At 73.7% G+C, this 26,636-nt stretch carries 26 protein-coding genes and 1 riboswitch; of the genes, 19 read left to right on the forward strand and 7 right to left on the reverse strand.

Features of this window, described 5'->3' with window-relative positions; all coding sequences use genetic code 11:
• From ABT129_RS21675 to rfbB, 7 genes are all read left to right on the forward strand, one after another.
• A partial coding sequence (locus ABT129_RS21675; protein ID WP_351903859.1) for an acyl-CoA carboxylase subunit beta occupies window positions 1-1,152 on the forward strand: 1,152 nt, incomplete at its 5' end.
• 47 nt (window positions 1,153-1,199) lie between these two features.
• The gene (locus tag ABT129_RS21680; RefSeq protein WP_351903862.1) at window positions 1,200-1,430 is read left to right on the forward strand and encodes an acyl-CoA carboxylase subunit epsilon; all 231 of its coding nucleotides are present in this window, start codon (window positions 1,200-1,202) and stop codon (window positions 1,428-1,430) included.
• Window positions 1,431-1,473: 43 nt separating this feature from the next.
• Window positions 1,474-2,010: a nuclear transport factor 2 family protein gene (locus tag ABT129_RS21685; RefSeq protein ID WP_351903865.1), complete on the forward strand. Its 537-nt coding sequence runs from the start codon at window positions 1,474-1,476 to the stop codon at window positions 2,008-2,010.
• Window positions 2,010-3,491 (forward strand): NDP-hexose 2,3-dehydratase family protein, encoded by a 1,482-nt coding sequence (locus ABT129_RS21690; protein ID WP_351903867.1) that lies wholly within the window; start codon window positions 2,010-2,012, stop codon window positions 3,489-3,491. The genes ABT129_RS21685 and ABT129_RS21690 overlap by 1 nt, the downstream gene beginning before the upstream one ends.
• Window positions 3,488-4,549, forward strand: coding sequence for a Gfo/Idh/MocA family protein (locus tag ABT129_RS21695; RefSeq protein WP_351903870.1), 1,062 nt, complete (start codon window positions 3,488-3,490; stop codon window positions 4,547-4,549). The genes ABT129_RS21690 and ABT129_RS21695 overlap by 4 nt, the downstream gene beginning before the upstream one ends.
• Before the next feature lie 93 nt (window positions 4,550-4,642).
• Window positions 4,643-5,512, forward strand: coding sequence for a glucose-1-phosphate thymidylyltransferase RfbA (gene rfbA / locus ABT129_RS21700; RefSeq protein WP_351903873.1), 870 nt, complete (start codon window positions 4,643-4,645; stop codon window positions 5,510-5,512).
• Window positions 5,513-5,648: 136 nt separating this feature from the next.
• Window positions 5,649-6,617: a dTDP-glucose 4,6-dehydratase gene (gene rfbB / locus ABT129_RS21705; protein ID WP_351903877.1), complete on the forward strand. Its 969-nt coding sequence runs from the start codon at window positions 5,649-5,651 to the stop codon at window positions 6,615-6,617.
• Between the two features lie 127 nt (window positions 6,618-6,744).
• Here rfbB and ABT129_RS21710 read toward each other — a convergent pair whose 3' ends face one another.
• Window positions 6,745-7,053 (reverse strand): AzlD domain-containing protein, encoded by a 309-nt coding sequence (locus ABT129_RS21710; RefSeq protein ID WP_351903880.1) that lies wholly within the window; start codon window positions 7,051-7,053, stop codon window positions 6,745-6,747.
• Window positions 7,050-7,811 (reverse strand): AzlC family ABC transporter permease, encoded by a 762-nt coding sequence (locus ABT129_RS21715; RefSeq protein ID WP_351903883.1) that lies wholly within the window; start codon window positions 7,809-7,811, stop codon window positions 7,050-7,052. The genes ABT129_RS21710 and ABT129_RS21715 overlap by 4 nt, the downstream gene beginning before the upstream one ends.
• A gap of 56 nt (window positions 7,812-7,867) precedes the next feature.
• Here ABT129_RS21715 and ABT129_RS21720 point away from each other — a divergent pair, with 56 nt between their 5' ends.
• The 9 genes from ABT129_RS21720 to ABT129_RS21760 all read left to right on the forward strand — a co-directional run bounded on the left by ABT129_RS21720 (window position 7,868) and on the right by ABT129_RS21760 (window position 15,996).
• Entirely contained in the window at window positions 7,868-8,530 is a 663-nt protein-coding gene (locus ABT129_RS21720) for a CGNR zinc finger domain-containing protein (protein ID WP_351903886.1), read from the forward strand.
• Between the two features lie 130 nt (window positions 8,531-8,660).
• Window positions 8,661-9,260, forward strand: a complete 600-nt coding sequence (locus tag ABT129_RS21725; RefSeq protein WP_351903889.1) for a TetR/AcrR family transcriptional regulator — start codon at window positions 8,661-8,663, stop codon at window positions 9,258-9,260.
• 121 nt (window positions 9,261-9,381) lie between these two features.
• Window positions 9,382-10,140, forward strand: a complete 759-nt coding sequence (locus ABT129_RS21730) for a DJ-1/PfpI family protein (protein ID WP_351903892.1) — start codon at window positions 9,382-9,384, stop codon at window positions 10,138-10,140.
• 315 nt (window positions 10,141-10,455) lie between these two features.
• On the forward strand, window positions 10,456-10,731 hold the full coding sequence (locus ABT129_RS21735; RefSeq protein WP_351903895.1) for a cold-shock protein: 276 nt from the start codon (window positions 10,456-10,458) through the stop codon (window positions 10,729-10,731).
• A gap of 72 nt (window positions 10,732-10,803) precedes the next feature.
• Window positions 10,804-10,981, forward strand: a riboswitch (cobalamin riboswitch).
• Between the two features lie 80 nt (window positions 10,982-11,061).
• Entirely contained in the window at window positions 11,062-12,117 is a 1,056-nt protein-coding gene (locus ABT129_RS21740; RefSeq protein WP_351903898.1) for an ABC transporter substrate-binding protein, read from the forward strand.
• Window positions 12,114-13,169, forward strand: coding sequence for a FecCD family ABC transporter permease (locus ABT129_RS21745; RefSeq protein WP_502981846.1), 1,056 nt, complete (start codon window positions 12,114-12,116; stop codon window positions 13,167-13,169). The genes ABT129_RS21740 and ABT129_RS21745 overlap by 4 nt, the downstream gene beginning before the upstream one ends.
• Before the next feature lie 104 nt (window positions 13,170-13,273).
• Entirely contained in the window at window positions 13,274-14,107 is an 834-nt protein-coding gene (locus ABT129_RS21750) for an ABC transporter ATP-binding protein (protein WP_351904113.1), read from the forward strand.
• Between the two features lie 108 nt (window positions 14,108-14,215).
• Window positions 14,216-14,575, forward strand: a complete 360-nt coding sequence (locus tag ABT129_RS21755; RefSeq protein ID WP_351903901.1) for an ArsR/SmtB family transcription factor — start codon at window positions 14,216-14,218, stop codon at window positions 14,573-14,575.
• Between the two features lie 101 nt (window positions 14,576-14,676).
• Entirely contained in the window at window positions 14,677-15,996 is a 1,320-nt protein-coding gene (locus ABT129_RS21760; protein WP_351903904.1) for an MFS transporter, read from the forward strand.
• On the opposite strand, the gene ABT129_RS21765 is transcribed toward ABT129_RS21760, so the two are convergent.
• Window positions 15,945-16,670 carry a TetR/AcrR family transcriptional regulator C-terminal domain-containing protein gene (locus ABT129_RS21765; protein WP_351903906.1) on the reverse strand — a complete coding sequence of 242 codons (726 nt, stop codon included), beginning with the start codon at window positions 16,668-16,670 and terminating at the stop codon, window positions 15,945-15,947. The genes ABT129_RS21760 and ABT129_RS21765 overlap by 52 nt on opposite strands.
• A 129-nt stretch (window positions 16,671-16,799) precedes the next feature.
• On the opposite strand from ABT129_RS21765, the gene ABT129_RS21770 reads away from it, so the two are divergent.
• On the forward strand, window positions 16,800-18,323 hold the full coding sequence (locus ABT129_RS21770) for an MFS transporter (RefSeq protein WP_351903909.1): 1,524 nt from the start codon (window positions 16,800-16,802) through the stop codon (window positions 18,321-18,323).
• A gap of 63 nt (window positions 18,324-18,386) precedes the next feature.
• Here the strand turns inward: ABT129_RS21770 and ABT129_RS21775 are convergent, their stop codons facing one another.
• On the reverse strand, window positions 18,387-19,667 hold the full coding sequence (locus ABT129_RS21775) for a radical SAM protein (RefSeq protein WP_351904116.1): 1,281 nt from the start codon (window positions 19,665-19,667) through the stop codon (window positions 18,387-18,389).
• A 217-nt stretch (window positions 19,668-19,884) separates the two neighbouring features.
• On the opposite strand from ABT129_RS21775, the gene ABT129_RS21780 reads away from it, so the two are divergent.
• Window positions 19,885-20,274, forward strand: a complete 390-nt coding sequence (locus ABT129_RS21780) for a VOC family protein (protein ID WP_351903912.1) — start codon at window positions 19,885-19,887, stop codon at window positions 20,272-20,274.
• A gap of 12 nt (window positions 20,275-20,286) precedes the next feature.
• Here ABT129_RS21780 and ABT129_RS21785 read toward each other — a convergent pair whose 3' ends face one another.
• The 3 genes from ABT129_RS21785 to ABT129_RS21795 form a co-directional block, all read right to left on the reverse strand.
• On the reverse strand, window positions 20,287-20,775 hold the full coding sequence (locus tag ABT129_RS21785) for a molybdopterin-dependent oxidoreductase (protein WP_351903915.1): 489 nt from the start codon (window positions 20,773-20,775) through the stop codon (window positions 20,287-20,289).
• A 203-nt stretch (window positions 20,776-20,978) separates the two neighbouring features.
• On the reverse strand, window positions 20,979-23,771 hold the full coding sequence (locus ABT129_RS21790) for a molybdopterin-dependent oxidoreductase (protein WP_351903918.1): 2,793 nt from the start codon (window positions 23,769-23,771) through the stop codon (window positions 20,979-20,981).
• Window positions 23,768-24,640, reverse strand: a complete 873-nt coding sequence (locus ABT129_RS21795; protein WP_351903921.1) for an FAD binding domain-containing protein — start codon at window positions 24,638-24,640, stop codon at window positions 23,768-23,770. Before ABT129_RS21795 ends, ABT129_RS21790 begins: the two co-directional genes overlap by 4 nt.
• Before the next feature lie 229 nt (window positions 24,641-24,869).
• Here ABT129_RS21795 and ABT129_RS21800 point away from each other — a divergent pair, with 229 nt between their 5' ends.
• Window positions 24,870-26,558, forward strand: coding sequence for a helix-turn-helix domain-containing protein (locus tag ABT129_RS21800; RefSeq protein WP_351903924.1), 1,689 nt, complete (start codon window positions 24,870-24,872; stop codon window positions 26,556-26,558).
• Window positions 26,559-26,636: the final 78 nt, after the last annotated feature.

Below are 26,636 nucleotides of genomic sequence, written 5' to 3' on the forward strand. Positions count from 1 at the left end.
CGTATCCAGGAGGGTGTGTCGGCGCTCGCCGGGTACGGCGGCATCTTCCAGCGCAACACGCGGGCGTCGGGTGTGATCCCGCAGATCTCGGTGATGCTGGGTCCGTGCGCGGGTGGCGCGGCCTACAGTCCGGCGCTGACGGACTTCGTGTTCATGGTCCGTGAGACCTCGCAGATGTTCATCACCGGTCCGGACGTCGTCAAGGCGGTCACCGGTGAGGAGATCACCCAGAACGGGCTCGGCGGCGCCGACGTCCACGCGGGTGTCTCCGGTGTCTCCCACTTCGCCTACGACGACGAGGAGACCTGCATCGCCGAGGTCCGCTACCTCCTGTCGATGCTCCCCCAGAACAACCGCGAGAACCCGCCCGTCGCGCACACCTCCGACCCCGCCGACCGCCCCGGCGACCGGCTGCTCGACCTCGTCCCCGCCGACGGCAACCGCTCCTACGACGTCCGCGAGGTCATCGAGGAACTCGTCGACGACGGGGAGCACATGGAGGTCCACGCGGCCTGGGCGCCCAACCTGGTCTGCGCCCTCGCGCGGCTGGACGGCCACGTCGTCGGCATCGTCGCCAACCAGCCGGCCGCCCTGGCGGGCGTGCTCGACATCAAGGCCTCCGAGAAGGGGGCGCGCTTCGTCCAGTTCTGCGACGCCTTCAACATCCCGATCGTCACCCTCGTCGACGTCCCCGGCTTCCTGCCCGGCGTCGACCAGGAGCACGAGGGCATCATCCGGCGCGGAGCCAAGCTCCTGTACGCCTACTGCAACGCGACCGTGCCCCGGATCTCCGTCGTCCTGCGCAAGGCCTACGGCGGCGCGTACATCGTCATGGACTCGCGCTCGATCGGCGCCGACATCTCCCTCGCCTGGCCCACCAACGAGATCGCCGTCATGGGCGCCGAGGGCGCCGCCAACGTGGTCTTCCGGCGCGAGATCGCCGCCGCCGAGGACCCCGAGGCCATGCGCCGCCGCAAGATCGAGGAGTACCGGGCGGAACTCGTCCACCCCTACTACGCGGCCGAGCGCGGTCTCGTCGACGACGTCATCGACCCGCGCGAGACCCGCCGGGTGCTCTGCCGGTCCGTCGCCATGCTCGCCGCCAAACACGCCGACCTGCCGCGCCGCAAGCACGGCAACCCGCCCCAGTGACACCGACGCACGCCCCCGGCACCGTCCCGATGACAGGAGTCGTCCACGTGACCGCACCCGCCCACCTGTTCCGCGTCGAGAAGGGCGCGCCGAGCGCCGAGGAGCTCGCCGCCGTCACCGCCGTCCTGCTCGCCCGCACACAGGAGGCCCCCGGCCCGGCCGCCCCCGGCCCGGCCGCCCCCGTCTCCCGGTCCGTCGCCGGCTGGCGCCGCCCGGAGCGGGCCCGCGGCTTCGACGGGCCCCGCACCTGGCACTCCACGGGCTTCGGCCACCACTGACGCCCACCGTCCGCGCACCGCCGACCGGAGAAGGGTCCACACCATGACCACGACCGACACGACGACCGGCACCACGACCGATTCGACGACCGACCGTACGACCGGTGCCACGCGCGCCGAACTCGACGAACTCCGCGCCACCGTACGGACGCTGTCCGACCGCGCCGAGATCGCCGCCGTCTGCGACCGCTACGCCATGCACCTCGACAGGAACCGCGGCGACGACGACTGGTTCGGCGCGGTCTTCACCGAGGACGTCCACCTCGTCTTCCCGATGGGCGAGTACAAGGGCATGGAAGGCCTCGCCGCCTTCCAGCGCATGGCCCGTACGACCTTCGCCCGCACCCACCACCTCACCGGCGCCTACGCCATCGACCTGCGCGGCGACGAGGCCGAGGTGCGTGCCCACCTCACCGCCTTCCACGTCCGCGACCCCGCCGAGCCCTCGGCCCACTTCGCCATCGGCGGCCACTACGACGCCCGGGTGGTCCGCACCCCCGCGGGCTGGCGCATCCGCTCCTTCACCTTCGACCTGGTCTGGAACGCGGGCGAGGCGCCCGGCGCGAAGGGACACTCCTGATGAGCACCGCCACGACACCGGCCGGCGTCACCCCGCAGGCCACCGCCGCGACACGGGCCGACACCACCGCGCGGGCCGCCGCCCCGGCGGCGGTCGCCCTCACCCCCCGCCGCCCCGCCGGGCTCGCCGAGCGGATAGCCCTGTCGGCCGCCACCGGCCGGGGCGCCCACCTGTCGACCGAGGAGTTCCACGGCTGGCTCGAAGGACGCCGCCGCGCCCACACCTTCCGCGTCGACCGGGTCCCCTTCGACGCGCTGGACGGCTGGTCCTTCGAGGAGGGCGGCGGCAACCTCGTCCACCGCAGCGGCCGCTTCTTCACCGTCGAGGGGCTCCACGTCGTCGAGGAGGCCGGACCGTACGGCGACGGCCCCTACCGCTCCTGGTACCAGCCCGTCATCAAACAGCCCGAGGTGGGCATCCTCGGCATCCTGGCCAAGGAGTTCGACGGCGTCCTGCACTTCCTCATGCAGGCCAAGATGGAGCCCGGCAACCGCAACCTGCTCCAGCTGTCGCCCACCGTCCAGGCCACCCGCAGCAACTACACCAAGGCGCACCGCGGCGGCGACGTGAAGTACATCGAGTACTTCACGACCTCGGAGCACGGCACGGTCGTCGCCGACTCCCTCCAGTCCGAGCACGGCGCCTGGTTCTTCCGCAAGTCCAACCGCAACATGATCGTCGAGGCCACCGGCGAGGTCCCGCTCCTGGACGACTTCTGCTGGCTCACCCTCGGACAGATCGGCGAACTCCTCCACCGGGACAACGTCGTCAACATGGACGCGCGGACCGTCCTCTCCTGCGTGCCCCACCAGGACACCGCCGACGGCGCGCTGCTCTCCGACGTCAAGCTCCTCTCCTGGTTCACCGGCGAACGCGCCCGCCACGACGTGCGCGCCCGGCGCGTCCCGCTGCGCGGCCTGCCCGGCTGGAAGCGCGGCGAGGAGACCATCGAGCACGAGGAGGGCCGGCACTTCAAGGTCGTCGCCGTCTCCGTGCAGGCCGGCAACCGTGAAGTGAGCAGCTGGACCCAGCCGTTGTTCGAACCGGTCGGTCTCGGCGTCGCCGCCTTCCTGACCCGTGACTTCGGCGGCGTCCCGCACTACCTGGTGCACGCCCGGGTGGAGGGCGGCTTCCTCGACACCGTCGAACTGGCCCCCACCGTCCAGTACACCCCCGGGAACTACGCCCATCTGCCCTCCGAGGAGCGCCCCCTCTTCCTCGACGACGTCCTCGGCGCCGACCCGGCCCGCATCCGCTACGAGGCCGTGCACTCCGAGGAGGGCGGCCGCTTCCTCAACGCCGAGAGCCGCTACCTCCTGGTCGAGGCCGACGAGGAGCGGACCCCGGCCGAACCGCCGCCCGGCTACGCCTGGGCGACCGCCGCCCAGCTCACCTCCCTCACCCGGCACGGCCACTACCTCAACGTCCAGGCCCGCACCCTGCTCGCCTGCGTCCACGCCGGGGCGGTGCGGGGCCGATGAGCACCCCGGCACCCCTGCGGATCGGCGTGCTCGGCTGCGCCGACATCGCCGTCCGGCGCATGCTGCCCGCGATGGCCGCGCTGCCGGAGACCGAGGTCGCCGCGGTCGCCAGCCGTGACCCGGAGAAGGCCGCCGCGGCGGCCGCCCCGTACGGCGCCGCGGCGGTCCTCGGCTACGAGGCGCTGCTCCGGCGGGACGACGTCGACGCCGTGTACGTACCGCTGCCGGCCGCCCTGCACGCCGAGTGGACCGGGGCGGCGCTGCGCGCGGGCAAGCACGTGCTGGCCGAGAAGCCGCTCACCACCGACCCGGAGTCCACCGCCGCCCTGCTCGACCTGGCCGAGGCGGCCGGGCTCGCGCTGATGGAGAACGTCATGTTCGTCCATCACCGGCTCCACGCGGACGTCCGCGCACTCGTCGCGGACGGGGTCATCGGCGAACTCCGTTCCATGCACGCCTCGTTCGGCATCCCGCGACTGCCGGAATCCGACATCCGGCACGATCCGGAGCTCGGCGGCGGCGCCCTCGGCGACGTCGGCGTCTACCCGCTGCGGGCCGCCCAGCATCTGCTCGGAGACGACCTCGACGTCCTCGGCGCGCACCTCGTCCGGGGCGCGGGAAGCCGGGTCGAGACCGCGGGCGGGGCGCTGCTCGCCACCCCGGCCGGGGTGACCGCGCACATCGCCTTCGGCATGGACCACGGCTACCGCTCGGCGTACGAGCTGTGGGGGAGCGCGGGGCGCCTCACCGTGGAACGGGCCTACACCCCGCCGGCCGGCCACCGCCCGGTCGTCCGGCTGGAGACCCGTACCGGTGTCGAGGAACGCGTCCTGGACGCCGACGACCAGGTCCGCAACACGGTCGCCGCGTTCGCCGCCCACGTCGCGTCCGCACGCGCCGGGGAACCCGTCGCCCACGACCGGGAGGCACCGCTGCGCCAGGCCCGGCTCCTCGACGCCGTTCGCCGCCGGGCCGCCCCCGTCCGGCCGGTGCCCGAAGCCGCCCGGCCCCGTGCCGAGGCGGCCGCAGGGCCCGCGCGCACCCCGTCCGGGCCCTGAACCGCACCACTCACGACAGCGCCGCCCCGATGAACCGCACCGCCCACCACCGCACCGCACCGATGAGGCTGGGAAGCCCAGGAGGAGAGAACCGTGAAAGGCATCGTCCTGGCCGGAGGCCACGGCACCCGGCTGCACCCGATCACCCTCGGCACGTCCAAGCAGATGCTGCCGGTCTACGACAAGCCGATGATCTACTACCCGATCTCCGTGCTGATGCTCGCCGGGATCCGGGACATCCAGATCATCTCGTCCCCCGACGACATCGAGAACTTCCGCCGACTGCTCGGTGACGGCGCCCCGCTGGGCATCTCGCTCAGCTACGCCGTCCAGGCCGAGCCCCGCGGCCTCGCCGAGGCCTTCGTCATCTCCGCCGACCACATCGGGGACGACTCCGTCGCCCTCGTCCTCGGCGACAACATCTTCCACGGCCCCGGCTTCTCCGCGATCCTCCAGGAGAAGGCCCGGACCGTGGACGGCTGTGTGCTCTTCGGCTATCCGGTCCGCGACCCCGAGCGGTACGGCGTCGGCGAGGTGGACGCGGCCGGACGGCTCGTCTCCCTGGAGGAGAAGCCCGCCCACCCGCGCTCCGACCTCGCCATCACCGGGCTCTACTTCTACGACAACGGCGTCGTCGACATCGCGAAGAACCTCACCCCCTCCGCCCGGGGCGAACTGGAGATCACCGACGTCAACCGGGTCTACCTGGAGCGGGGCAAGGCCGAACTGGTGTCCCTCGGACGCGGATTCGTCTGGCTCGACGCCGGCACCCACGACGCGCTCACCGAGGCCGGCCAGTACGTGCAGATCCTGGAGCACCGCCAGGGCGTACGGCTCGCCTGCCTGGAGGAGGTCGCCTGGCGCATGGGCTTCATCGACCGGGAGGCCTGCCTGCGGCTCGGGGAGGGGCTGTCCAAGTCCCCGTACGGCCAGTACGTCATGGAGATAGCCCGCGCCGGCTGACCCCCTCCCACGACCCAGCTCCCCACCACCCCAGCTCCACCACCCCAGCCCCCACGCCCCTCCGCGGAGAGAGAACCATGCGAAATCCGTGCACCACCGTCCCGATCCAGTTCGACGCGCTCCCCGGGGGAACGGCATGAGAATCCTCGTCACCGGCGGGGCCGGGTTCATCGGCTCCCACTACGTCCGCTCCCTGCTCGCCGGGGAGTACGGCGGCGACGGCACGGACACCGTCACCGTCCTCGACAAGCTGACCTACGCCGGCAACCGCGCCAACCTGCCCGCCTCCCACGGACGGCTCACCTTCGTGCGCGGCGACATCTGCGACCTGCCGCTCCTGCTCGACCTGCTCCCCGGGCACGACGCGGTCGTCCACTTCGCCGCCGAGTCCCACGTCGACCGCTCCGTCGAGTCGGCCGCCGAGTTCGTCCGCACCAACGTCCTCGGCACCCAGACCGTCCTGGAGGCCGCGCTCCGCACCGGAGTCGGACGGATCGTGCACGTCTCCACCGACGAGGTGTACGGCACGATCGACGAGGGCGCGTGGACCGAGGAGTCCCCGCTCCTGCCCAACTCCCCGTACGCCGCCTCCAAGGCGAGCTCCGACCTGGTCGCCCGCTCCTACTGGCGCACCCACGGGCTCGACCTGTCGATCACCCGCTGCTCCAACAACTACGGGCCCCACCAGCACCCCGAGAAGCTCATCCCGAGGTTCGTCACCCAGCTCCTGGAGGGCCTCCCGGTGCCGGTCTACGGCGACGGGCGCAACGTCCGCGAGTGGCTGCACGTCGACGACCACTGCCGCGCCGTCCACCTCGTCCTCACCGGGGGCCGGGCGGGCGAGACGTACAACATCGGCAGCGGGAACGAGCTCAGCAACCTCGACCTGACCGACCGGATCCTCGAACTCTGCGGCGCGGACCGCTCGATGATCCGGTACGTCGAGGACCGCAAGGGCCACGACCTGCGGTACTCGCTCTCCGACGCCAAGATCCGCGAGGAGCTGGGGTACGCGCCCCTGACCTCCTTCGAGGACGGCCTGAGCGCGACCGTGCGCTGGTACCGCGACCACCCCGACCGGTGGAAGGCCGACAAGGAGGGCTGAACCGAAGGCCGTGTACACGGCCGGCCCGCCGGTACCCGCCCGGGCCGGATCGGCGCCCCGCGTCCCGACACCCGCCGACCCGGTGTTCACCGGCGGCCCGTCCGGCCTCGGGGCGTACGGCGGGGCGTCATCCGGTCCAGAGCCGCAGGAGCGCGGTGACGGCCACCGCGCCCAGGAGGGCCAGGGGCAGCGGTGCCCGGAACCGCCGCAGGACGACCACGGCCGAGAGGCCGGCGAGCACGGTGAGGTCCAGGGCGCGCCAGCCCGGCCCGGCGACCGCCGTCACGACGAACCCGGCCAGCAGCGCCGGCGCCAGGAGCGCGATCACGGACCGGGTGCGGTCGGGCAGTTCCCGGCCGGCCAGGGAGGCCGGGCCGATGGCCTTGAAGGCGAAGCTGACCAGGGCGACGGCGCCGATGGCGATCCAGAGGCTCATCGCGCCGCCTCCGGGGCGGAGTCGGAGGGACCGTCGGAGGGCAGCGGGCGGGCGGGTGCCCCGCCGGTGGGCACGGCGAGGGCGACCAGCGCCGCCGCGGCCGCGCCGATCAGGGCCGGTCCGGTGGGCAGGACGGTGATCAGCCCCGCCGCCACGACCCCGCCGAGCAGAGCGGGCAGCCGGTGGGCCCGCTCCTTGCGGAGCCCGTCGAGCAGCAGCATCAGGAAGAGCGCGGGGGTCAGGACGTCCAGCCCGAGCGTGTGCAGGAGGCGCGGATCGGGAGCGACGGCGACCCCTAGCGCGGTCCCCGCGACCCACGCCGGCCACTGGACCGCGGTCGCGCCGAAGAGCACGAGCCGGTCGAACCGTCCGCCGCCGAGGTGCGCGGCGGCCCACGACCCGTCGACCACCGCCTGGCCCTCCAGCGCCCGGCGCAGCCGGCCGCCGCGCAGGTCGCCCGCGACGGCCATCCCCATCGGAAGGAAGCGGCTGTTGATGAGGGCGGCGGCCGTGACGGCGGTCGCTATGCCCCCGCCCGTACCCAGGGCGGCCACCAGGGCGAACTGAGCGGAGCCGGAGAAGACGACCATCGAGCACAGAACGGTCGCGAGGGCGCCCCACCCCTGCGCCCGGGCCAGTGCGCCGAAGCTGACGGCCAGCAGGAACGAGGCGACCGCCAGGCCCGACCCGATGGCCAGACCGGAGCGGAAACGCTCACGGGGCGGAGCGGCGCCGTGCGGGGGCGAGGTGCTTTCCATGATCGCAGGCTAACAGGCATAAGGGCTCAAGGTCGTTAGGTACGTAGAATGACCGGGTGGCAGCAGAGAAGAACGGAACCGGCGTCCCGTCCGCGACGCGCGGTGCGCACACCCCCGACGCGGGGGTCGCGCTCATGGGCGGACACCCGGTGCTGGACTTCGCCAACACCGTCGCCTGGCGTACGGACCCCGCACGCCGCGCCGAGCGCGTCACAGGCGCCAGGGCCTGGGCGCGGTGGGGGGCCGCCGCCGGGCTGCTCACGCCGAGCCGGTCCGTGGAACTCGCCGAGACGTCCGCGGCGGCCGAACCGGAGGAGACCGGGCGGGAACTGGCCGCGCTGCTGCACCTGCGCGCCCAGCTCTGGCCCGTCCTGGACCACCTCGTCGACGGCGAGTCCCCGCCGCCGGGGCCGTGGGAGGAGCTCCGCCGATCCCTCCTGCTGGCCCGCCGGAACGCCGAGCTGCCGCCCGCGTTCCCCCTGCGCTGGCAACCCGGCACGGAGCGGCTCGCCGACCTCGGCCACGCGCTCGCGCTGGAGGCCGAAGCCCTGCTCGGCGGCCCGTCCCTCACCCGGATCCGGCGCTGCGAGGGCCCCGGCTGCGGCTGGTTCTTCCTCGACCGCAGCCGGGGTGGCACCCGGCGGTGGTGCAGCTCCGGCGACTGCGGCAACCGCGATCGCGCCCGCCGCCACTACGCGCGCACCAGACACCCGCGATGAGGCGACCGGGCCCGGGGGGCGTACGGATCGGGCGCACGGATCGCCCGCGCGGGGGCCGGGGCAGGCGTACGGGTACGGCGGAATCCGTCCAGGACCCGGCCCGGGACCGCACGGATAGGGTGACCGCACGATGACACGCTTCCGTGAGAGTGTTCGGTCCCTGCTGCGCGAGCAGGTCCTCGACGCCGCCCACCGCCTCGTCGCCGCCGACGGCTGGGGCGGGCTGCGCATGACCGCCGTCGCGCGGACCGCCGGGATCAGCCGCCAGACCCTCTACAACGAGTTCGGTTCGAAGGAGGCGATCGGCAACGCCCTGGTCCAGCGCGAGCTGGAGGGCTTTCTGGTCGGCATCCAGCGCGAACTCGACGCCCACCGGGGCGAGCTGGAGGCCGCGGCCGCCGCGGGGGTCGGCTACACGCTCCAGCAGACGGTGGACAACCCGCTGGTCAAGAGTGTCCTGGTGGCGGCGCGCGGGGGCGAGGACGATCTCCTCGCCTACCTCACGACCCGCCCGGAGCCGGTCTTCGGCACGGCGATGGCGATGCTCGACGCGTACGCGACCGAGGCCTGGCCCGACGTGGACGAGGAGTCGCGCGGACTCGCCGTCGAGACGGTCGTGCGGCTCACCGTCAGCCACATCGTCCAGCCGGTGGCCTCCCCGGAGGAGTCGGCGCGGCGCATCGCCGCGATCACGGCGAGGATCGCGTACCCGGGCGCCGCGAAGGCCTGACGGGAGATCAACTCGCCTTGTGGTGAGGTGGTTTCGGCAGACGAGGAACCCGGCGGTGGCGCCGTCCGACTGCCTGGACGCGACAGAAACGTCGGGACCGTCCACCTCCCCGGGGAGAACCATGAACCGCCGCCACCTGCTCCGCGCCACCACCGCCCTCGGCGCCACCGGCGCCCTCACCGGCGTCGCCGCGACCGGGGCGCAGGCCACGACCACGGCGGGGACCGCCGCCACCGGCTCGGCCGCCTCGAAGCCTTCCGCGTCCCGCCCGCTCCGCGTCCACGTCGTCCTCTTCGAGGGCGTCGAGGAACTCGACTTCGCCGCCCCCTATGAGGTGCTGTCCGCCGCCGGGTTCTTCTCCGAGCGCCCGGTGGAGGTCCGTTACGTCTCCGCCACCGGCCCCGGTACCGTGACCGCGGCCTACGGCACGAAGGTCCGCGTCGACCACCCCTGGGCCCCGCACCGGGCCGACCTGCTCGTCGTGCCCGGCGGCGGATACGCGCGGCGCGACAGCCCCGGCGTCCGGGCGGAGATCGACCGGGGCACCCTGCCCCGCGCCCTGGCGGCGGCCGCCCGGCCGGGGCTCACCGTCGGCGCCCTGTGCACCGGCGTGATGCTGCTCTCGGCGGCCGGGCTCACCCGTGGCCGCCCCTGCACCACGCACCACAAGGCCCGTCCGGACCTGGAGCGGCAGGGGGGTGTGCTGAAGAAAGCCCGGGTGGTCGACGACGGCGACCTGGTGACCGCCGGCGGCATCACGTCCGGCCTGGAGCTCGCCCTCTGGCTGGTCCGGCGCGAACTCGGCCCCGACGCGGCGAACGGCCTGGAGACCATGCTGGAGTACGAGGCCCGGGGCACCGTCTGGACGCGCGACCGGTAGGCCGTCACGGAGGGCGCGGGGCCGACGCGGGGCGGGCCGGGCGGGTCGAGGCGGTTCGGGGCGGTTCGGGGCATGAAAAGGCCCGGTGCCGGACACGGGGGATCTCCGGCACCAGGCCTCTGTTGAAGATTCTACAGACTCGGTGGGTGTGTACGCACCACACCCCACCCCGCCGCCGTCCGCCCGCCCCCGGGGCGAGACGCGGACCCCGCGCGGCCCTTCCTCGAACGGGGTTCACGTGGGAGTCCGCCGGCACCGGTCGGGGTGCGGGCAACGGGCGAACGACGGGCGAACGGGGTAAAAGTCCCCTGAGGCGTGAACGCGGCCGAGCGGGGTCCCCGCCCCCTCGGCCGCGCCACCGGTGACGACGACGAGGAGGCCGCCGTGGAGGGCAGAAACATAGGGTTCGTGCATTCCTTCAACCGCGCCGGCGGGTACGGATTCGTCGTTCCCGTGGGCTCCGAGGAACAGGTCTACTTCAGCGCCGAGGACATCGAGGGGGAGGAGCGGTCGCTCTCCGAGGGACAGCAGGTCTCCTTCGTCCTCGTCCTGGGCGAGGGCCGGTTCGAGGCGAAGGAGCTGCGCGTCTGACGCCCCGCCGGCACCTCTCCGCCACCGGCGGCGCCCCCGGGCGGGGGAGCGGGCCGGTGGTAGTGTGCCGAGGCCAGTCGCACCTTTGTACGCACCCGAACGGGTTTGTGCACGGGTCAGGGAATCCGGTGCGAGACCGGAACTGACGCGCAGCGGTGAGGGCGACGGGCGGAGCATCGGCCACTGGGCGGCACGACAGGCCCGGGAAGGCGCTCCGTCCGGCTGACCCCGAGTCCGAAGACCTGCTGGCGGCCCCGGCGGCACGCTGTCGTCCGGGGAGCACCGTACGACAGGCTCCGCGAATGAGCCGTGGCCGCAGAGGAACATCCCGTGCCGCTCGCACACCCCGTCCGCTCCGCCGTGCTCCTCCTGGCCGGCGCACTGCTCCTGACCACGACCGGATGCGGCGGAGGGACCACCGCCCCGGCCGCGAAGGAGCCGGCCGCGGGACCGGGGCAGGGCTTCCCCCTGACGCTCGCCGACAACTGCGGACAGCGGGTCACCGTCGACCGGCCGCCGCAGCGGGCCGTCGCCCTCGACCAGGGCGCGGCCGAGATCATGCTCTCCCTCGGCCTCGCCGACCGGATGGTGGGCACCGCCACCTGGACGGACCCCGTCCTGAAGGGCCTGGAGAAGGAGAACGCGAAGGTTCCGCGCCTCGCCGACCGCTACCCCTCCTTCGAGAAGGTCCTCGACACCGAACCCGACTTCGCGGCCGCCTCCTTCGCGTACACCCTCGGCAAGGGCGGGGTGGCGACCCGCGACCGGTTCGAGAAGCTCGGCGTCCCCACCTACCTCTCGCCGACCGACTGCGTCGGCAAGGACAACAGCGGCGACGGCGACGGCGTCCGCACCGAACCGCTGACCATGGAGACGGTCTACGGCGAGATCCGCGACCTCGCCGAGGTCTTCGCGGTGCGCGAGCGCGGCGAGAAGCTCGTCGCGGACCTGAAGTCCCGGGTGGCGAAGGCCACCGCCACCGGCGACTTCGAGGACGTCACGGTCCTCTACTGGTACGCCAACGCCGAATCGCCCTACATGGCGGGCTGCTGCGGCGCCCCCGGCATCGTCACCCGCGCCCTCGGCGCGAAGAACGTCTTCGACGACACCCGCGAGGAGTGGCCCCAGATCAACTGGGAGAGCGTCGCCGACCGCGACCCCGACATCCTCGTCATCGGCGACCTGACCCGCCGCTCCCAGTCGGCCGAGAGCGCCGCCAAGAAGATCGAGTTCCTGGAGTCGGACCCGGTCACCCGGAACATGACGGCGGTACGGGAGAAGCGGTACGTCCTCCTCAGCGGCCAGGCCCTCAACCCCACCCTCCGCACCGTCGAGGGCATCGAGAAGGTGGCGGCCGCGCTCCGCTCGTACGGTCTCGCGAAGTGACCGCGACCCCGGTCGCCGGAGCCGCCGCCGTCGTACGCGGCGGGGGCGTGGCGCTGCTGTGGACGGTCGTGGGACTCGCCGTCCTGGCGGCGTCGGTGGCCGTGGCGATCACCATCGGGCCGGCGGACATCGGCGTCGGCGACGTGTGGTCCGTCGTCGCCGCCCACCTCGGCGGGGGAGCCGCGGAGGTCTCGCCGATCCGGGACGGCATCGTGTGGGACCTGCGGCTGCCCCGCACCCTCCTCGCCGCCGTCTGCGGAGCCGGCCTCGCCGTCTGCGGTGCGGTGATGCAGTCGCTGCTGCGCAACCCGCTCGCCGACCCGTTCGTCCTCGGAGTCTCCTCCGGCGCCTCGACCGGCGCGGTCGCGGTCGTCGTCCTCGGCATCGGCGGCGGCGTCCTCTCCGTCACCGGAGGGGCGTTCCTGGGCGCCGTGTGCTCCTTCGCGCTCGTGCTGCTCCTCAGTCACACCCTGGGCGGTTCGACGGACCGGGTGGTCCTCTCGGGGGTCGCGGCGATGCAGCTCTTCTCCGCCCTCACCTCGTTCGTCGTGATGACGGCCGCCGACGCGGAGACCACCCGCGGGGTGCTGTTCTGGCTGCTCGGCTCGCTCGGCGGGGCGGGCTGGGGCGATGTGGGGGTGTGCGGCGCGGTGCTCGCGGTGGCGCTGCTCGTCTGCGGCGGGCACGCGCGGACCCTCGACGCGTTCGCGTTCGGCGAGGACGCCGCGGCGGCGCTCGGGGTCGCCGTCGTCCGGACCCGGCTCGTCCTGCTCTGCGTCACCGCCCTCCTGACGGCGGCCCTGGTCTCCGCCGCCGGGGCGATCGGCTTCGTCGGCCTCGTCCTGCCGCACGCGGCACGGGCCCTCGCGGGCCCCGGCCACGCGCGACTCCTCCCGGTCACGGCCCTGACCGGAGCCGTCTTCCTCGTCTGGGCCGACACCCTGGCCCGCACGGTCCTGGACCCCCAGGAGGTCCCGGTGGGCGTGGTGACCTCACTGATCGGCGTACCGGCGTTCGTCCTGGTCCTGTACCGCACGAGGAGCACACGGTGACCCCACCCGGAGGCGCGAAGGCGCCCGGCGCGCGGGGAGCCGAGGACCCGGCCGGAGGCGCGAAGGCGCCCGGCGCGCGGGGAGTCGAGGACCCGGCCGGAGGTGTGAAGACGCCCGGCCCGCGGGACGCCCAGGACGCCGCCGCCCACCCGGCCGCCGCCCGGGGGCTCCGGGCCGAGCGGGTCTCGCGCACCGCAGGCGGCACCCTCGTCCTCGACGGCGTCGGACTCACCCTCGCCCCCGGGACCGTCACCGGCCTCCTCGGGCCCAACGGCTCCGGCAAGTCGACCCTCCTGCGGCTCCTCGCCGGAGTCCTCGCCCCGGACTCCGGCGTCGTCACCCTCGACGGCGAACCGCTCGCCACGCTCGGCCGCCGGACGGTCGCCCGGCGTCTGGCCACGGTCGAGCAGCAGGCCGACACACAGACCGACCTCACCGTCCTCGACGTCGTACGCCTCGGTCGCGTCCCGCACCGCCGCGCCTGGTCGCCCCCCTCGGCGGCCGACGAGGCCGCCGTCCGCTCCGCCCTCGCCCGCACCGGCCTCACCGACCGGTCCCGGCAGCCCTGGCGCACCCTCTCCGGCGGCGAGCGCCAGCGCGTCCAGATCGCCCGCGCCCTCGCCCAGGAGCCGCGCGAACTGCTCCTCGACGAACCCACCAACCACCTCGACATCCAGCACCAACTGGACCTCCTGGCCCTCGTCGCCGAGCTGCGCCTGACCGCCGTCGTCGCCCTGCACGACCTCAACCTGGCGGCGATGTACTGCGACCGGCTCGTGGTCCTGGAGCGGGGCCGCGTGGTGGCCGCCGGCACACCGGGCGAGGTGCTCACCGAGGAGCTGATCGCCGAGGTCTACCGGGTCCGCGCCGCGGTGACCCGCCCGGACCCGGGCGGACCGCCCCACATCCGCTTCCTGGGTACGGTCTCCGCCACCTGAGGAGCACCTGAGCAGCACCTGAGCAGCACCTGAGGGGCACGTGAGGAGCACCTGAGGGGCCGTCCGAGGGCGCCGCAGCGCTGCCGCCGGGCCGCCTACGATGAGCGCATGTCTGAGCGCGTACACCCCGAGGCCGCGTCCCGGCCGCACGAGCGGACGCCCGGAGCGCTCGAACTGTCGGCGGCGGCGGAGGTGTTCGGGCTGCTCTCGGACCCGACCCGGCTGCATCTGGTCTGGCTGCTCACCCGGGGCGAGGCGGACGTGACCGCCCTGACGGAGGCGTGCGGGGCCGCGCGCCCGGCGGTGAGCCAGCATCTGGCCAAGCTGCGCCTCGCCGGGCTCGTCCAGTCCCGCAAGGACGGCCGCCGGGTCGTGTACGCGATGCCGGACGGGCATCTGAAGCGCCTGGTGGTCGAGGCGATCAGCCGCGCCGACCACGAGGTGAGCGGGGAGCCCTGGCACGACTGAGGACGACTCCGCCCCCCGCACGTCAACATGTGCGCAATCATGCACACGTCGGCTACGGTGGTGACGTCCGCAGTCCGCCCTGGCCGACCGGGGGCGCCCTCATGCTGTCCGTGCTGCGCAGCCCCACCTACCGCCGCCTGTTCGGCGCCCAGGCCGTCGCCCTCACCGGCACGGGCCTCGCGACCGTCGCGCTGAGCCTCCTCGCGTACGAGCTGGCGGGCGCGAACGCCACCGCCGTGCTCGGCACCGCCCTCGCGATCAAGATGGCCGCGTACGTCCTGATCGCCCCGCTCGTCGGCGCCCTCGCCGACCGCGTACCCCGGCGCGCGCTGCTCGTCTCCATGGACCTGGTGCGGGCGGCGGTCGTCCTGGCCCTGCCGTTCGTCGGCCGGATCTGGCAGGTCTACCTGCTGATCCTGCTGCTCCAGGCCGCGTCGGCCGCCTTCACCCCGGCCTTCCAGGCGACGATCCCGCAGGTGCTGCCCGACGAGCGCGACTACACCGAGGCCCTGTCGCTCGCCCGGCTCGCCCACGACCTGGAGAGCCTGGTGAGCCCGGTGCTCGCCGTCGCGCTGCTGACCGTCCTGCCGTACTCCTGGCTCTTCGCCGGCACCGCCGCGGGCTTCCTCGCCTCCGCCGTCCTGGTCCGCTCGACCGCCCTGCCGCCCCCGGCGCCCGCCCGCCCCGCACCGGAGCGCGCCGGGGGCGGCGGTTCCCGCCCGCGGGCGGGCACCAAGGCGCTCTCCGGCGTCCGGCTCCTGCTCGCCGCCCCGCGCCTGCGGGCCCTCCTCGCCCTCGACCTGGCCGTCGCGGCGGCCGGCGCCGTGGTCCTGGTCGACACCGTCCTCCTGGTCCGCGACACGCTCGGCCGCCCCGCCGGGGACGTGCCGCTCGCCCTCGGCGCGTACGGCGCGGGCTCGATGGCGGCGGCCCTGCTCCTGCCGCGCGTCCTGGAGCGGTGCGGCGACCGCGCGGTCATGGTGCGGGCCGCCCTCGTCCTGCCCGGGGCCCTCGGACTCCTGGCCCTCGGTCTCGCCGTCCCGCCCGGCGCCTGGTCCTGGCCGGCCCTGCTCGCGGTCTGGCTGATCACCGGCGCCGCGGGCTCGGCGGTCCTCACCCCCGGCGGCAGGGTCGTGCGCCGCTCCGTCCGCGCGGGCGACCTGCCCGCCGCCTTCGCGGCCCGGTTCTCCCTCTCGCACGCCTGCTGGCTGGTCACCTACCCGCTCGCCGGTCTGCTCGCCGCGGCGGCGGGCCCCGCGGCCTCGGCTGCCGCGCTCACCGCGGTCGCGCTCGCGGGCGCCCTGGGCGCGGCGCTGCTCTGGACGGAGCCGGAGCGGGACCCCGGCCACCGAACCGGCACGGCGGCCCGTCAGCGCGGGAGCCGCATCTCCAGGCCGTCCAGGACCACGTCGAGGCCGTAGAAGAACTTCTCGTCGCGGAGGGCGACCGGGTCGGCCGTCGCGTGGACGGCGGCGTCGGCGTAGGCCCCGGTGAGATGGTCGTGGCCGGCCGCCGCCTCCTGTGCGGCGGGCATCAGACGGGCGATGAACTCGGCCTCGGTGTCTCCCGAGCGGGCGACGGTGGTGAGCCAGGCGGCCTCGGTCGTGCTCATGCCGATGACGTACGACAGGACGGTGTCGATCGCCCGGCTCGGCTCGGGGAAACCCGTGGCGGTGAAGAGCCCGGCGAGCCGTTCGGAGTACGCCATCAGGTTGGGGCCCAGATAGGCGAGGCCGGCCTGTCCGAGGACGGCCGAGAGCCACGGGTGACGCAGGGCCGTGGCGCGGAACGAGACCGCGGCCTCGGTGACGGAGGCGCGCCAGGGGCCGCCCGGGGCCGGGACGGTGAACTCGGCCGCGACCTCGTCCACGGCGAGCTCCATCAGCTCGTCCTTGGTGGCGACATGGCGGTAGAGGGAGGTGGCGCCCGCGTTCAGCCGGGCGCCGAGCTTGCGCATGCTGAGCGCCTCGATGCCGTCGGCGTCGAGCATGACGATCGCCTCGCGGACGATCGCGGCCCGGCTGAGCGCGGGCTGGTCGGGGGCGGACTGCTGTCGGGCCCACACGGACGGAACGGGTTGCGCCTTGGCGGCCATGGTCCTCCTTCGCTGCGTACGACGTTCGCATCCAGCGTACAGCGATCGGGGTTGCGAACACTGTGCGCAGCTGCGTACAGTGTTCGCATCGAAGGAGCGAGCAAGAACGCGAACCGAGGGGGAAGTCCCATGGAAGCCCGCAACCCACGCCGTTGGTGGATCCTGGTCGTGCTGTGCCTCAGCACCCTGGTCCTGGTGGTCGACAGCATGGCGCTGACCGTCGCGGTCCCGGCCATGACCGCGGACATCGGGGCGAGCGCCCAGGACATCCAGTGGATCCTGGACTCCTACATCCTGGTCTTCGCGGGACTCCTGCTCACCTCCGGAAGCCTCGGTGACCGCTTCGGCCGGCGGAAGATCATGATCATCGGCCTGCTGCTCTTCGGCGCCGCCTCCCTCGCCGCGACCGTCTGCACCAGCCCCGGCGAGGTCATCGCCGCGCGGATCGCCATGGGTGTGGGCGGCGCGCTGATCATGCCCTCGACGCTCTCCATCCTCATCACCGTCTTCGACGAGGACGAGCGCCCCCGGGCGATGGCGGCCTGGGGCTCGGTCTCGATGCTCGGCCTGGTCGGCAGCCCCGTCCTCGGCGGCTTCCTGATCGACCACTTCTCCTGGCAGTCCATCTTCTTCATCAACGTCCCGGTCGTCGTCCTCGCCGTCCTGGCCGCCCTCACCCTGATGCCGGAGTCGAAGGGCCCGTGGCAGAAGCCCGACCCGCTCGGCGCGATCCTCTCCGCGGTCGGCATGACCGCGATGATCTGGTGGATCATCGAGATCCCGCAGCACGGTGCCTTCGAGGGGCGTGGACTCGTCACCCTGGCCGTCGCGGTCGTCACCCTCGCCGGATTCGTGATCTGGGAGAACGTCACCCCCGAGCCGATGGTGCCGCTGGTCCTCTTCAAGAACCGGAACTTCAGCGGCGGTTCGCTCTCGCTGACCCTCGTGCAGATCGGCAACGGCGGCCTGCTCCTCGTCCTCACCCAGTACCTGCAGTTCGTCCTCGGCTACTCGCCGGTCAAGGCCGGCCTCGCCTTCGTCCCGCTCGCCGTCGCCGCCCTGATCGGCAACGGCGCCGGTGCCGGTCTCGCCGCGAAGACCGGCAACCGGGTCCTGATCCTGGTCGGCATGCTCGTCATGGCCGCTTCCTTCGCCCTGCTGACCACGGTCGACGCCCACTCCGGCTTCACCGTCCCGGCCATCGCCCTCGGTCTCCTCGGTCTCGGCGCCGGACTCGCGATGCCGGCCGCCGTCGGCGCCCTGATGAGCACCATCCCCGCTGAGAAGGCGGGCGTCGGCTCCGCCCTGAACGACACCATCCAGCAGGCCGGCACCGCGCTCGGCATCGCGATCCTCGGCTCGCTCCTCACCAGCACCTACTCCGCCGAGATGCCGGACGACGCCCCCGAGGCGGCCAGGCAGTCGATCGGCGGCGCACTGGCCGCCGCCCAGGGCGACCCCGGTCTGATCGCCGCCGCCCGCGAGGCCTTCACCTCCTCGATGGCCACCACCTTCACCATCAGCGCCGTCGGTGTCCTCGCGGCGGCCGTCCTGGCCACCCTGGTGATGCGGGACGCCAAGCCCGCGCCGACCCCGGAGACCGCGGCCGACACCCCGGCCGACGCCAAGTCCGAGGCGGGACTCGCCGCCTGACCCCACGGGAGAAGGGCCGGTACCCCCACGGGGGTACCGGCCCTTCTCCCTGCCCGTGCTCCGCTACTCGCCCGGCGCCGGCGGCAGCGCGTCCATGAACGAGCTGACCGAGAACACCGCGCGACCGGGGCCCGCGGGCCCGTACCCGGGCGGCGCGGTCAGACCGTGCTCCTCCAGCGTCGCCGTGTACGCCTCGAGCAGGCGCAGGTGGTACTCCAGCGGGGCGCCGTCCGGGTTGTCGCGGCCCAGCGGCGTCGTCGGCTCCGGGCACCAGGTGGTGAAGCGGGGCGTGATCCCGCGCGACATGAAGAAGCGCAGCCCCTCACGGGTGGAGGCGATCGCCTCGTCCACGGTCAGGAAGCCGGACGGGCGGGCCATCTCGACACCCGCGACGAAGTTCGGGATGACGTTGCGCGGCCCGAAGACCTCGGCGGAGTCCAGGATCCGCCGGTGCCACTCGTCGCGGCCGATGTAGCGCTCCTTGCCGGGGCAGTACAGCTCGAACAGCCGCCGGTCCCACACCTCGTAGTTCGGGTGGTAGATCCGGATGCCGTAGTCGTGGAAGCGCCGCACGTCCTCCTTCGGCAGGGCCTGGGCGACGACCTTGCCGATCCAGCGGCCGGGGAACCGCTCCTCGATCGCCCGCGCGTACTGCCCGTAGAAGTCGGCCTCGTCCTTCCCGCCGACCTGGGAGGTGACCGCCCCGCCGGTGAGGGTGTACGCGGTCGAGGTCCGGGCGGTGTCGTGGCGGTCGATGATCTCCAGGGCCTCCAGGACCTCGTCGACCGGCTTCACGCCGGTGTACGGGCGGCCCGCCGCCTTGTGCTGGCGCCAGTTGTGGTTGATGTCGCAGTACTGGCACTCCTCCTTGGCGCCGAAGTACTGGCAGACCCGGAAGACCGTCAGATAGATCAGGTAACCCCACTGGATCGTCGGCGCGACCTCCATCACCGACTTCCCGTTCGACAGCGGGTGCCGGTAGTACTCCGGCATCGGCGGCAGGCCGACGTCCGCGATCTTCACCCCGTCGAGGAAGAGCGCGAGCGCCCCCTCGCCGTCGGGGGCCACCCGGTACGGGGACGACGGGTTGACCCGCACCGACACCACCGTGCGGCGCAGACCGTACGGACCGCCGGTGAGCACGATCTCCTCCGGCGGACGGTTCAGCGCCGCCTCCCCGAGCTCCGGCAGCGTGCGGTGGTCGAAGGAGAAGATGAAGTAGGACTTCGGCTTCACCTCGCCCCCCTCGTTGCCACTCAGCGCGGACGGGTCGAAGGCGAGCCCGCCGCGCAGCAGGTCCTCCTTGAACACGGCCTCCGGAGGGATCCCGGGGAAGCGCTCCATGAGGGATTCCACGACGGCGGTACGGGTCGGGGCAGCGGTGGACACAGGCGGATCTCCAGAGGTGAGAGACGACGGAGCCGACACCGCCACGCTACGCGCGCGTGCGTCCGGGGCGGCGACCGGGACCCGGGGTCCGGCGCGTCCGGCCGCCGCGGGGGAGGCGGGATGCTAGAAGTTCCACGGTCCGCACACCCGCACCACACGCCGGAGAGCACCCATGAGGATCAACCTGGCCGGCCTTCTCGTCGACGATCAGGAGAAGGCCCTGCGCTTCTACACCGACGTGCTGGGCTTCGTGAAGAAGACCGAGGTCCCCCTGGGGGAGTACCGCTGGCTGACCGTGGTCTCGCCGGAGCACCCCGAGGGCGTCGAACTGGTCCTGGAACCCGACGCCGCCGTCCCCGCCGCCCGGACCTACCGGGAGGCCCTGGTGAAGGCCGGCATCCCGCTCACCTCCTTCGCCGTGGACGACGTCCGCGCCGAGTTCGCCCGCCTGAAGGGCCTCGGCGTCCGCTTCACGCAGGAGCCCGTGGAGATGGGCCCGGTCACCGTCGCGATCCTGGACGACACCTGCGGCAACCTGATCCAGATCGCCCAGTACGCCTGACCGGGGCGGTTCTCAGGCCGCCACCGGCACCCGGCAGGTCCCGATCCAGATGCCGGTGACGGCGCTGACGTACCGGGCGCCGCAGCGGTCGGAGGGGACGACGAGCTGGGTGCCGGTCGCTTCGAGGCCGGCGTCGTCCATCCGGGTCGCGAGGAGGACGGGCGCGTTGCCGAAGTCGGCGTCGATCTCCGCCCACGACAGGACGGTGTGGTGGCCGTCGCCGCCGCTCACGGCGAGCAGGAAGCGCGAACGCTCCTTGCGCCGGGCGGGGTCGAACTCCGGACGGACCCGGCTGAGCACCTCGCGGAGCAGCGGGCCCTCGAAGGTGTGGTGCTGCGGCCCGGCGGTCGCGCAGTCGAAGACGACCTCGGCCCGGTGCTGCTCCCACCCCGCCCGCAGATCCGCCACGGTCAGGCGGGTGGGCCGGGCCACCTCTCCCCAGAGCGTGAACGCACCCGCGCGGGTGGCGTCCGCCCGGGGTGGAGCGCTGGGTCGACTCATCGGGATCCCCTTCGGACGGTCGGACGATCGGGCAGTCGGGCGGGCCGGGCGAGCGTGCGGCGGCCGGAACGGCGACTGCGCCCAGTGATACCCGACGGCCGGGACGGGGAACCGTGCCTGCGACCCGAATCCCACGATCCGACCGGCGATTGTGAGCTTCCTACGAGGTTTCCGGTCTCATCCTCCAGTCCGATGCTCCGGCCTCACCGGGTCCTTCCCCCGTCCGCGCGGGCCTTCCGGTCGAGTGCCAGCCACACCCGGTCCCGGGTGACCGGAAGCTCCGTGAAGCGGATGCCGGTCGCGTCGCGGAGCGCGTTCGCGAAGGCGGGTGCGACCGGGTTGAAGGGGCTCTCGCTCATCGACTTGGCGCCGAGGGGCCCGATCGCGTCGGCCGTCTCGGCGAAGTGCACCTCCGTCCGGGGCACGTCGGCGTACTGGGGCAGGCGGTAGCGGCGGAAGGCGGCCGTGGTGACCTCGCCGCGGTCGTCGATCCGGACCGTCTCGAAGAGGGTGGCGCCGAGCGCCTGGGCGACGCCGCCCTCGACCTGTCCCCGGCACTGCATGGGGTTCATGACCTTGCCCGCGTCGGCCGCGTGGACGCTGCGGAGGATACGGATCTCCCCGCTGCCCGGGTCGACGGCGATCCGGAACCACTGGGCGTTGAAGGCGACCGACCGGGGCGAGCCGCCCCAGTGCCCGTCCGCCCCCAGCTCCTCCGCGAGGCCGAGCGCGTGCCCGGCCTCGTACAGCTCCTTGAGGGTGACCGTACGCCCGGCGCAGTCGACGGCCTCGGCGCCGAGCACGCACAGGTGCCGGGCGACGCCGGTGTGGCGGGCGGCGAGGGTGCGGAGGCGTTCGGCCAGGGAGGTCGCGGCGAGGAGGACGGCCTTTCCGGCGACGACGGTGCCCGCCGAGCCGAAGGCGCCGGTGTCGTGGCGGACGACGTCGGTGTCGGACTGCCGGATCGTGACGCGGTCCCCGGTGGTGTTCAGGGCGCCGGCGGTGATCTGCTGGTGGACGGTGGTGGTGCCGTTGCCGAACTCGGCGGTGCCGACGGCGACGTCGTACGTGCCGTCCTCCAGCAGCGAGACGCGGGCGTCGGCGTAGTGGCCGCCGGGCGGGCCGGTGGCGATCATCGCCATGCCCGTCCCCTGCCCGGTCAGCCACCCCTCGGGCACGTCCCGCTCGCTGGTGTCCTCGGCGATGGCCCGGCGGACGACCGCGAGGCACTGGTCGAGGCCGTACGAGGCGATGTGGAGGTCCTCCTCCTCGCCGATCGGGCTGTGCATGGCCTCGCCGGGGCCGATGATGTTCCTCTCGCGCAGGGCCAGCGGGTCCATGCCGAGGCGCCGGGCGAGTTCGTCCATGACGGACTCGACGGCGAAGGTGACCTGGCCCAGGCCGTAGCCGCGGAAGGCGCCCGCCGGGACGGCGTTGGTGTAGACGGACCAGGCGTCGACCTTCTTGTGCGGGGCGCGGTAGACGGCGAAGGACTCGCCCACGCTGTGGAACATGACGGCGGGACCGTGGTTGCCGTACGCGCCGGTGTTCGACACGACCCGCATCTGGACGGCGGTCAGGGTCCCGTCGGCACGGGCGCCCACCTTGATGCCGATGGTGAACGGGTGGCGGGTGGTCGCCCCGTAGAACTGCTCGGCCCGGGTGTACTCCAGCTTCACGGGCCGGCGCAGCCGCAGCGCGGCGAGCGTCACGATGTCCTCGGTGAGCATCTCCTGCTTGCCGCCGAAGCCGCCGCCGACCCGCCCCGCGACCACCCGGACCCCGTCCTCCGGCAGGCCGTACAGCGCGCACAGCGCCCGCCGGGTCAGGAACGGCGTCTGGGTCGAGGAACGCACGGTGAGCCGCTCGCCCGTACCGTCCTCCTTCGGTTCGAAGTACGCGACGCAGCCGTGCGTCTCCAGACTGGCGTGCTGGACCCGCTGGGTGCGGAAGGTGTCCTCGACGATCACGTCCGCCTCCGCGAAGCCCCGCTCCACGTCCCCGATCTCGCCGTGCACCTCGCCCGCCACGTTGTCCGCCGCGCGGGCGATCCGCGCCTCCGGACCCTTGTCGCCGTGGAGCGCCGGGGCCCCGGGGAGCATCGCCGCCTCGGGGTCGGTGACGTGCGGCAGCCGCTCGTACGTCACCTCGATCCGGCGGCAGCCCTCCTCGGCCGCCTGCTCGCTGTCGGCGACGACGGCCGCGACCCGCTGACCGACGTACCGGACGACGCTGTCCAGGACCCGGGTGTCGTCGGGGTCCTCGGTGGGGTGTTCGTGGCGGGCGCTGGAGTACAGCGTCGCGGGCGCGTCCTCGTGGGTGAGCACGGCGTGCACGCCGGGGACCCGGAGCGCGGCCGAGGTGTCGATCGCGAGGATCCGGGCGTGCGGGTGCGGGGAGCGCAGCAGCTTCATGTGGAGCAGTCCGGGGACCTCGACGTCGAAGGTGTAGCGGGCCCGTCCCGTGACGACCTCGGGCCCGGCCGGAGCGCCGACGTTCCGGCCGACCGCCTTGCCCGCGCAGGGGCGTTCGGTGTGCCGGACGCCGTGCACCGCGTCCTCGATCGCCCGGTAGCCGGTGCAGCGGCAGATGTTTCCCTTGAAGGCGCGGGGCAGGTCCTCCAGCTTGCCGTCGTCGTGCGCGGTGCCCCGCTCGGCTTCGAGCGCGGCGGTGGTCATCAGGAACCCGGCGGTGCAGAAGCCGCACTGGTACCCCTGCGCTTCGAGGAACCTCTTCTGTACGGGGTGGAGTTCACCGTCCCGGGAGGCGAGCCCCTCGACCGTGGTGACCTCGCGCCCCTCGGCCCGTACCGCCGGATAGAGACAGCTGTGGACCGGCTCGCCGTCGACGTGCACGGTGCAGGCACCGCAGTCCCCGGCGTCACAGCCCTTCTTCACCCCGAACCAGCCGCGTTCGCGCAGATAGGTGCGGAGGCACTGCCCGGCGCGCGGGGGCTCCTCGAACGGCCGGTCGTTGACGTGGACGCGGAAGCTCATCGGGGGTCCTCCTGGGTGCCGTCGAAGGTGCCGTCGTGGGTGCCCCGGTCCGGGGCCGGCCGGGTCAGTTCCCGGCGGACCTCCTCCGCGAGGCGCAGCCCCATGTGCCGTCGCCAGGCGGGGAGTCCGTGGATGTCGTCGAACCAGTCGTCCTCGCCCACGGTCGACGCGATCGCCCGCCGGAGCCGCTCGGCGTCCGGCGGCAGCGGGAACCAGAACCGGAACGGCCGCACGGTCGCCGCGCTGATCGTCACCGCCATCGAGCCGTCCACCGGATCGAGCGTCCCGATCACCAGCGCGCCCGACCGGCCCAGGCCGTACAGCGAGGCCTGCCGGAAGGCCGTGCGGCAGCGCAGGGCCCGCGCGGGAAGGGTGACCGAGCGCAGGAGTTCCCCCTCGGCGAGGTCCTTCCGCCCGGCGCCGGTGATGAAGTCCACGACCTTCACGCGCCGCAGCGAGCCGTCCTGGGCGCGCAACAGGCACTCCCCGTCGAGGGCGGCGGTCAGCGAGATCATCGGCCCGGCCGGCAGGCCGTTGCACAGGTTCCCGCCGACGGTCGCCATGTTCCAGATCTTGAACGAGGCGAGGAAGGCCCGGCAGCACTGCTCGAACAGCGGCGCCGCCGGGGCGCGCCACGACCGCCCGAACCGGGAGAGCTGGGCGACGGTGCAGGTCGCGGCGATCTCCAGGGACCCGTCCGCCCGCCGCGTGAGCGGCTCCCAGCCCATCCGGCTCAGATCGACGAGCCGGCGGATCCGCGGCTGGGGCTCGGAGAACAGGTACGTTCCGCCGCCCAGCCAGGCGTCCCCCGGCCGCCACGGCTCGTGCCGCCGCCCGTCCCGTACGTCGCTGACCGTGTTCAGATCCATGTCTTCCACGCCTCCCGGCCTTTCAATTCAGGCCAGTGAAGCCCGGTGGGGGCGGAGCCGACGACTGGTTCGCACGCCGGAAAACCACCATGTCGCGGGCGGGCGCGCTGGAGGATCGACCAAGGAGCATTTCGAGCCGACAGCCGGGCATCTACGATGAGGGACCTCGTATTCGCCTCGTGAATGTGAGAAGTGGGCCCGACCTGCGACCGCACACAAGGAGCACCGCATGCACGTCGAACACCTCCTCCGGCTCGACCGGCTCGACCTCGCCCTGGTCTGGGGCGACCCGGCGCTGCTCGGCCAGGAGATCGGCGGCGTGACGGCCACGGACCTGGAGGACCCCGCCCGGTTCCTCCAGGCCGGGGAGATCGTGCTGAGCGGCCTCGTGTGGTGGACCCCGGACGGCGATCCGGCCAAGACGGACCGCTTCGTCGCCGCCCTGCGCGGCGCCGGGGCCGTGGCGCTCCTCGCCGGCGAGGAGACGCACGGCGAGGTGCCCGGAGAGCTCGTCGACGCGTGCCGGAGACACCGGGTCGTACTCCTCTCCGTTCCGGCGCACACGAGCTTCCGCGCGATCACCGAAGCGGTCTACCTCCGCCAGTGGGGCGAGCTCAGCCGGCGCCCCACCGACCACTACGCGCTCCCCGAGAACGTCCGCGGCGAGCTCGGACGCGAACTGGAACGGGGCGCCTCCGCGGGCGAGTTGCTCGACCGGGCGTTCGCGCACCTCGGCACGCCGCCCTGCTACCTCCTGACCGGCAGCGGCCGCACCGTGGCGCGGACCGCCACCGCGGCCGAACTCCCCGCCGGGCGGGCCTCGGAGCGGCTGCGCGGCTCCCGGGGCACCACGCTGCGCGTCGAGGCGGAGGACTCCGCCTTCGACGCCTGGCACCTCCACCTCCCCGGCGAGGACCAGGTCCCCCCGCGCCTCCTGCACGAGATAGCCGAAATCCTCGGACGGCACCGGCGCCGCCGCGACCGGCGGCTCGCCGCGCGCGTCCGGGCGCACGAGGAACTCACGGGCCTCGTCGGCTCGGCGTACCCCGACGTCAACGCCGTGGAGAACGCCCTGCGCGCGTGCGGTCTGCCCGACACCGGCCCCTACACGGTCGTGGTCGCGGCGCCGACGCGCCCGGAGGAGGCCTCCGGGTGCCGCGCGGCCCTGACGGAGGCGCTGAGCCACCTCGACTCCGTCTCCTTCGCCGTCGCCCCGGCGGGCGGCGAGACGATGGCGGTGATCGCCCACGAGGGCGGGGCGGGCGGACCGCTCGACGCACGCTCCGGCGCATCGCCCGACACGCACCCCGACGGGCGCCCCGACCGGCGGGCCGCCGCGCACCCCGACGGGCGCCCCGACCGGCGGGCCGCCCCGCACGCCGGCGGTCCCCTGGGCTCAGACCCCGGTGGACGCCCCGGCGAGGGCCTCGACGTCCGGGCGGAGCTCGCGGCCGTCTGGCCGCTCCTCCACGCCTCCGCGCCCGGAGCCGCGCCCCACGCGGGCGTGAGCGAGACCGTCGCCGCGCCCGCCGACCTGGCCACCGCCCTCACCCAGGCGCGCTACGCCCTCGCCGCGGCCCGGACGAGCGGCCCCGAGGACGCGGGCGTCGCCGGTGTCGGCGACCTCTCCGGCCTGGCCACCCTGCTCGCGGGCATCCCCCACGACGTGCGGACGGTGTACCGCCACACCGTCCTCGGCCCCCTCCTGCCGGGCGGGCGCGCCGCGCACGCCACCCTCCTCGACACCCTGGAGGTCTTCCTGGCACACAACTGCTCCTGGGCCCGCACCGCCGAGGCCCTCCACCTCCACGTGAACACCGTCCACTACCGGATCCAGCGCGTCGAAGCCCTCACCGGCCGGGACCTCTCCCGCCTCGACCACAAGCTCGACCTGCGGGCCGCGCTGCTCTGCCGCTGATCCGCACGGGCCGACCGGAGGCGGAGGCGGGACAGGGCCGGGCGAGGTCGACGGGGGTCGGAGGAGGCAGGGCGGGGC

This window comes from Streptomyces sp. NPDC002057, from assembly GCF_040296665.1.
Lineage (GTDB): Bacteria > Actinomycetota > Actinomycetes > Streptomycetales > Streptomycetaceae > Streptomyces.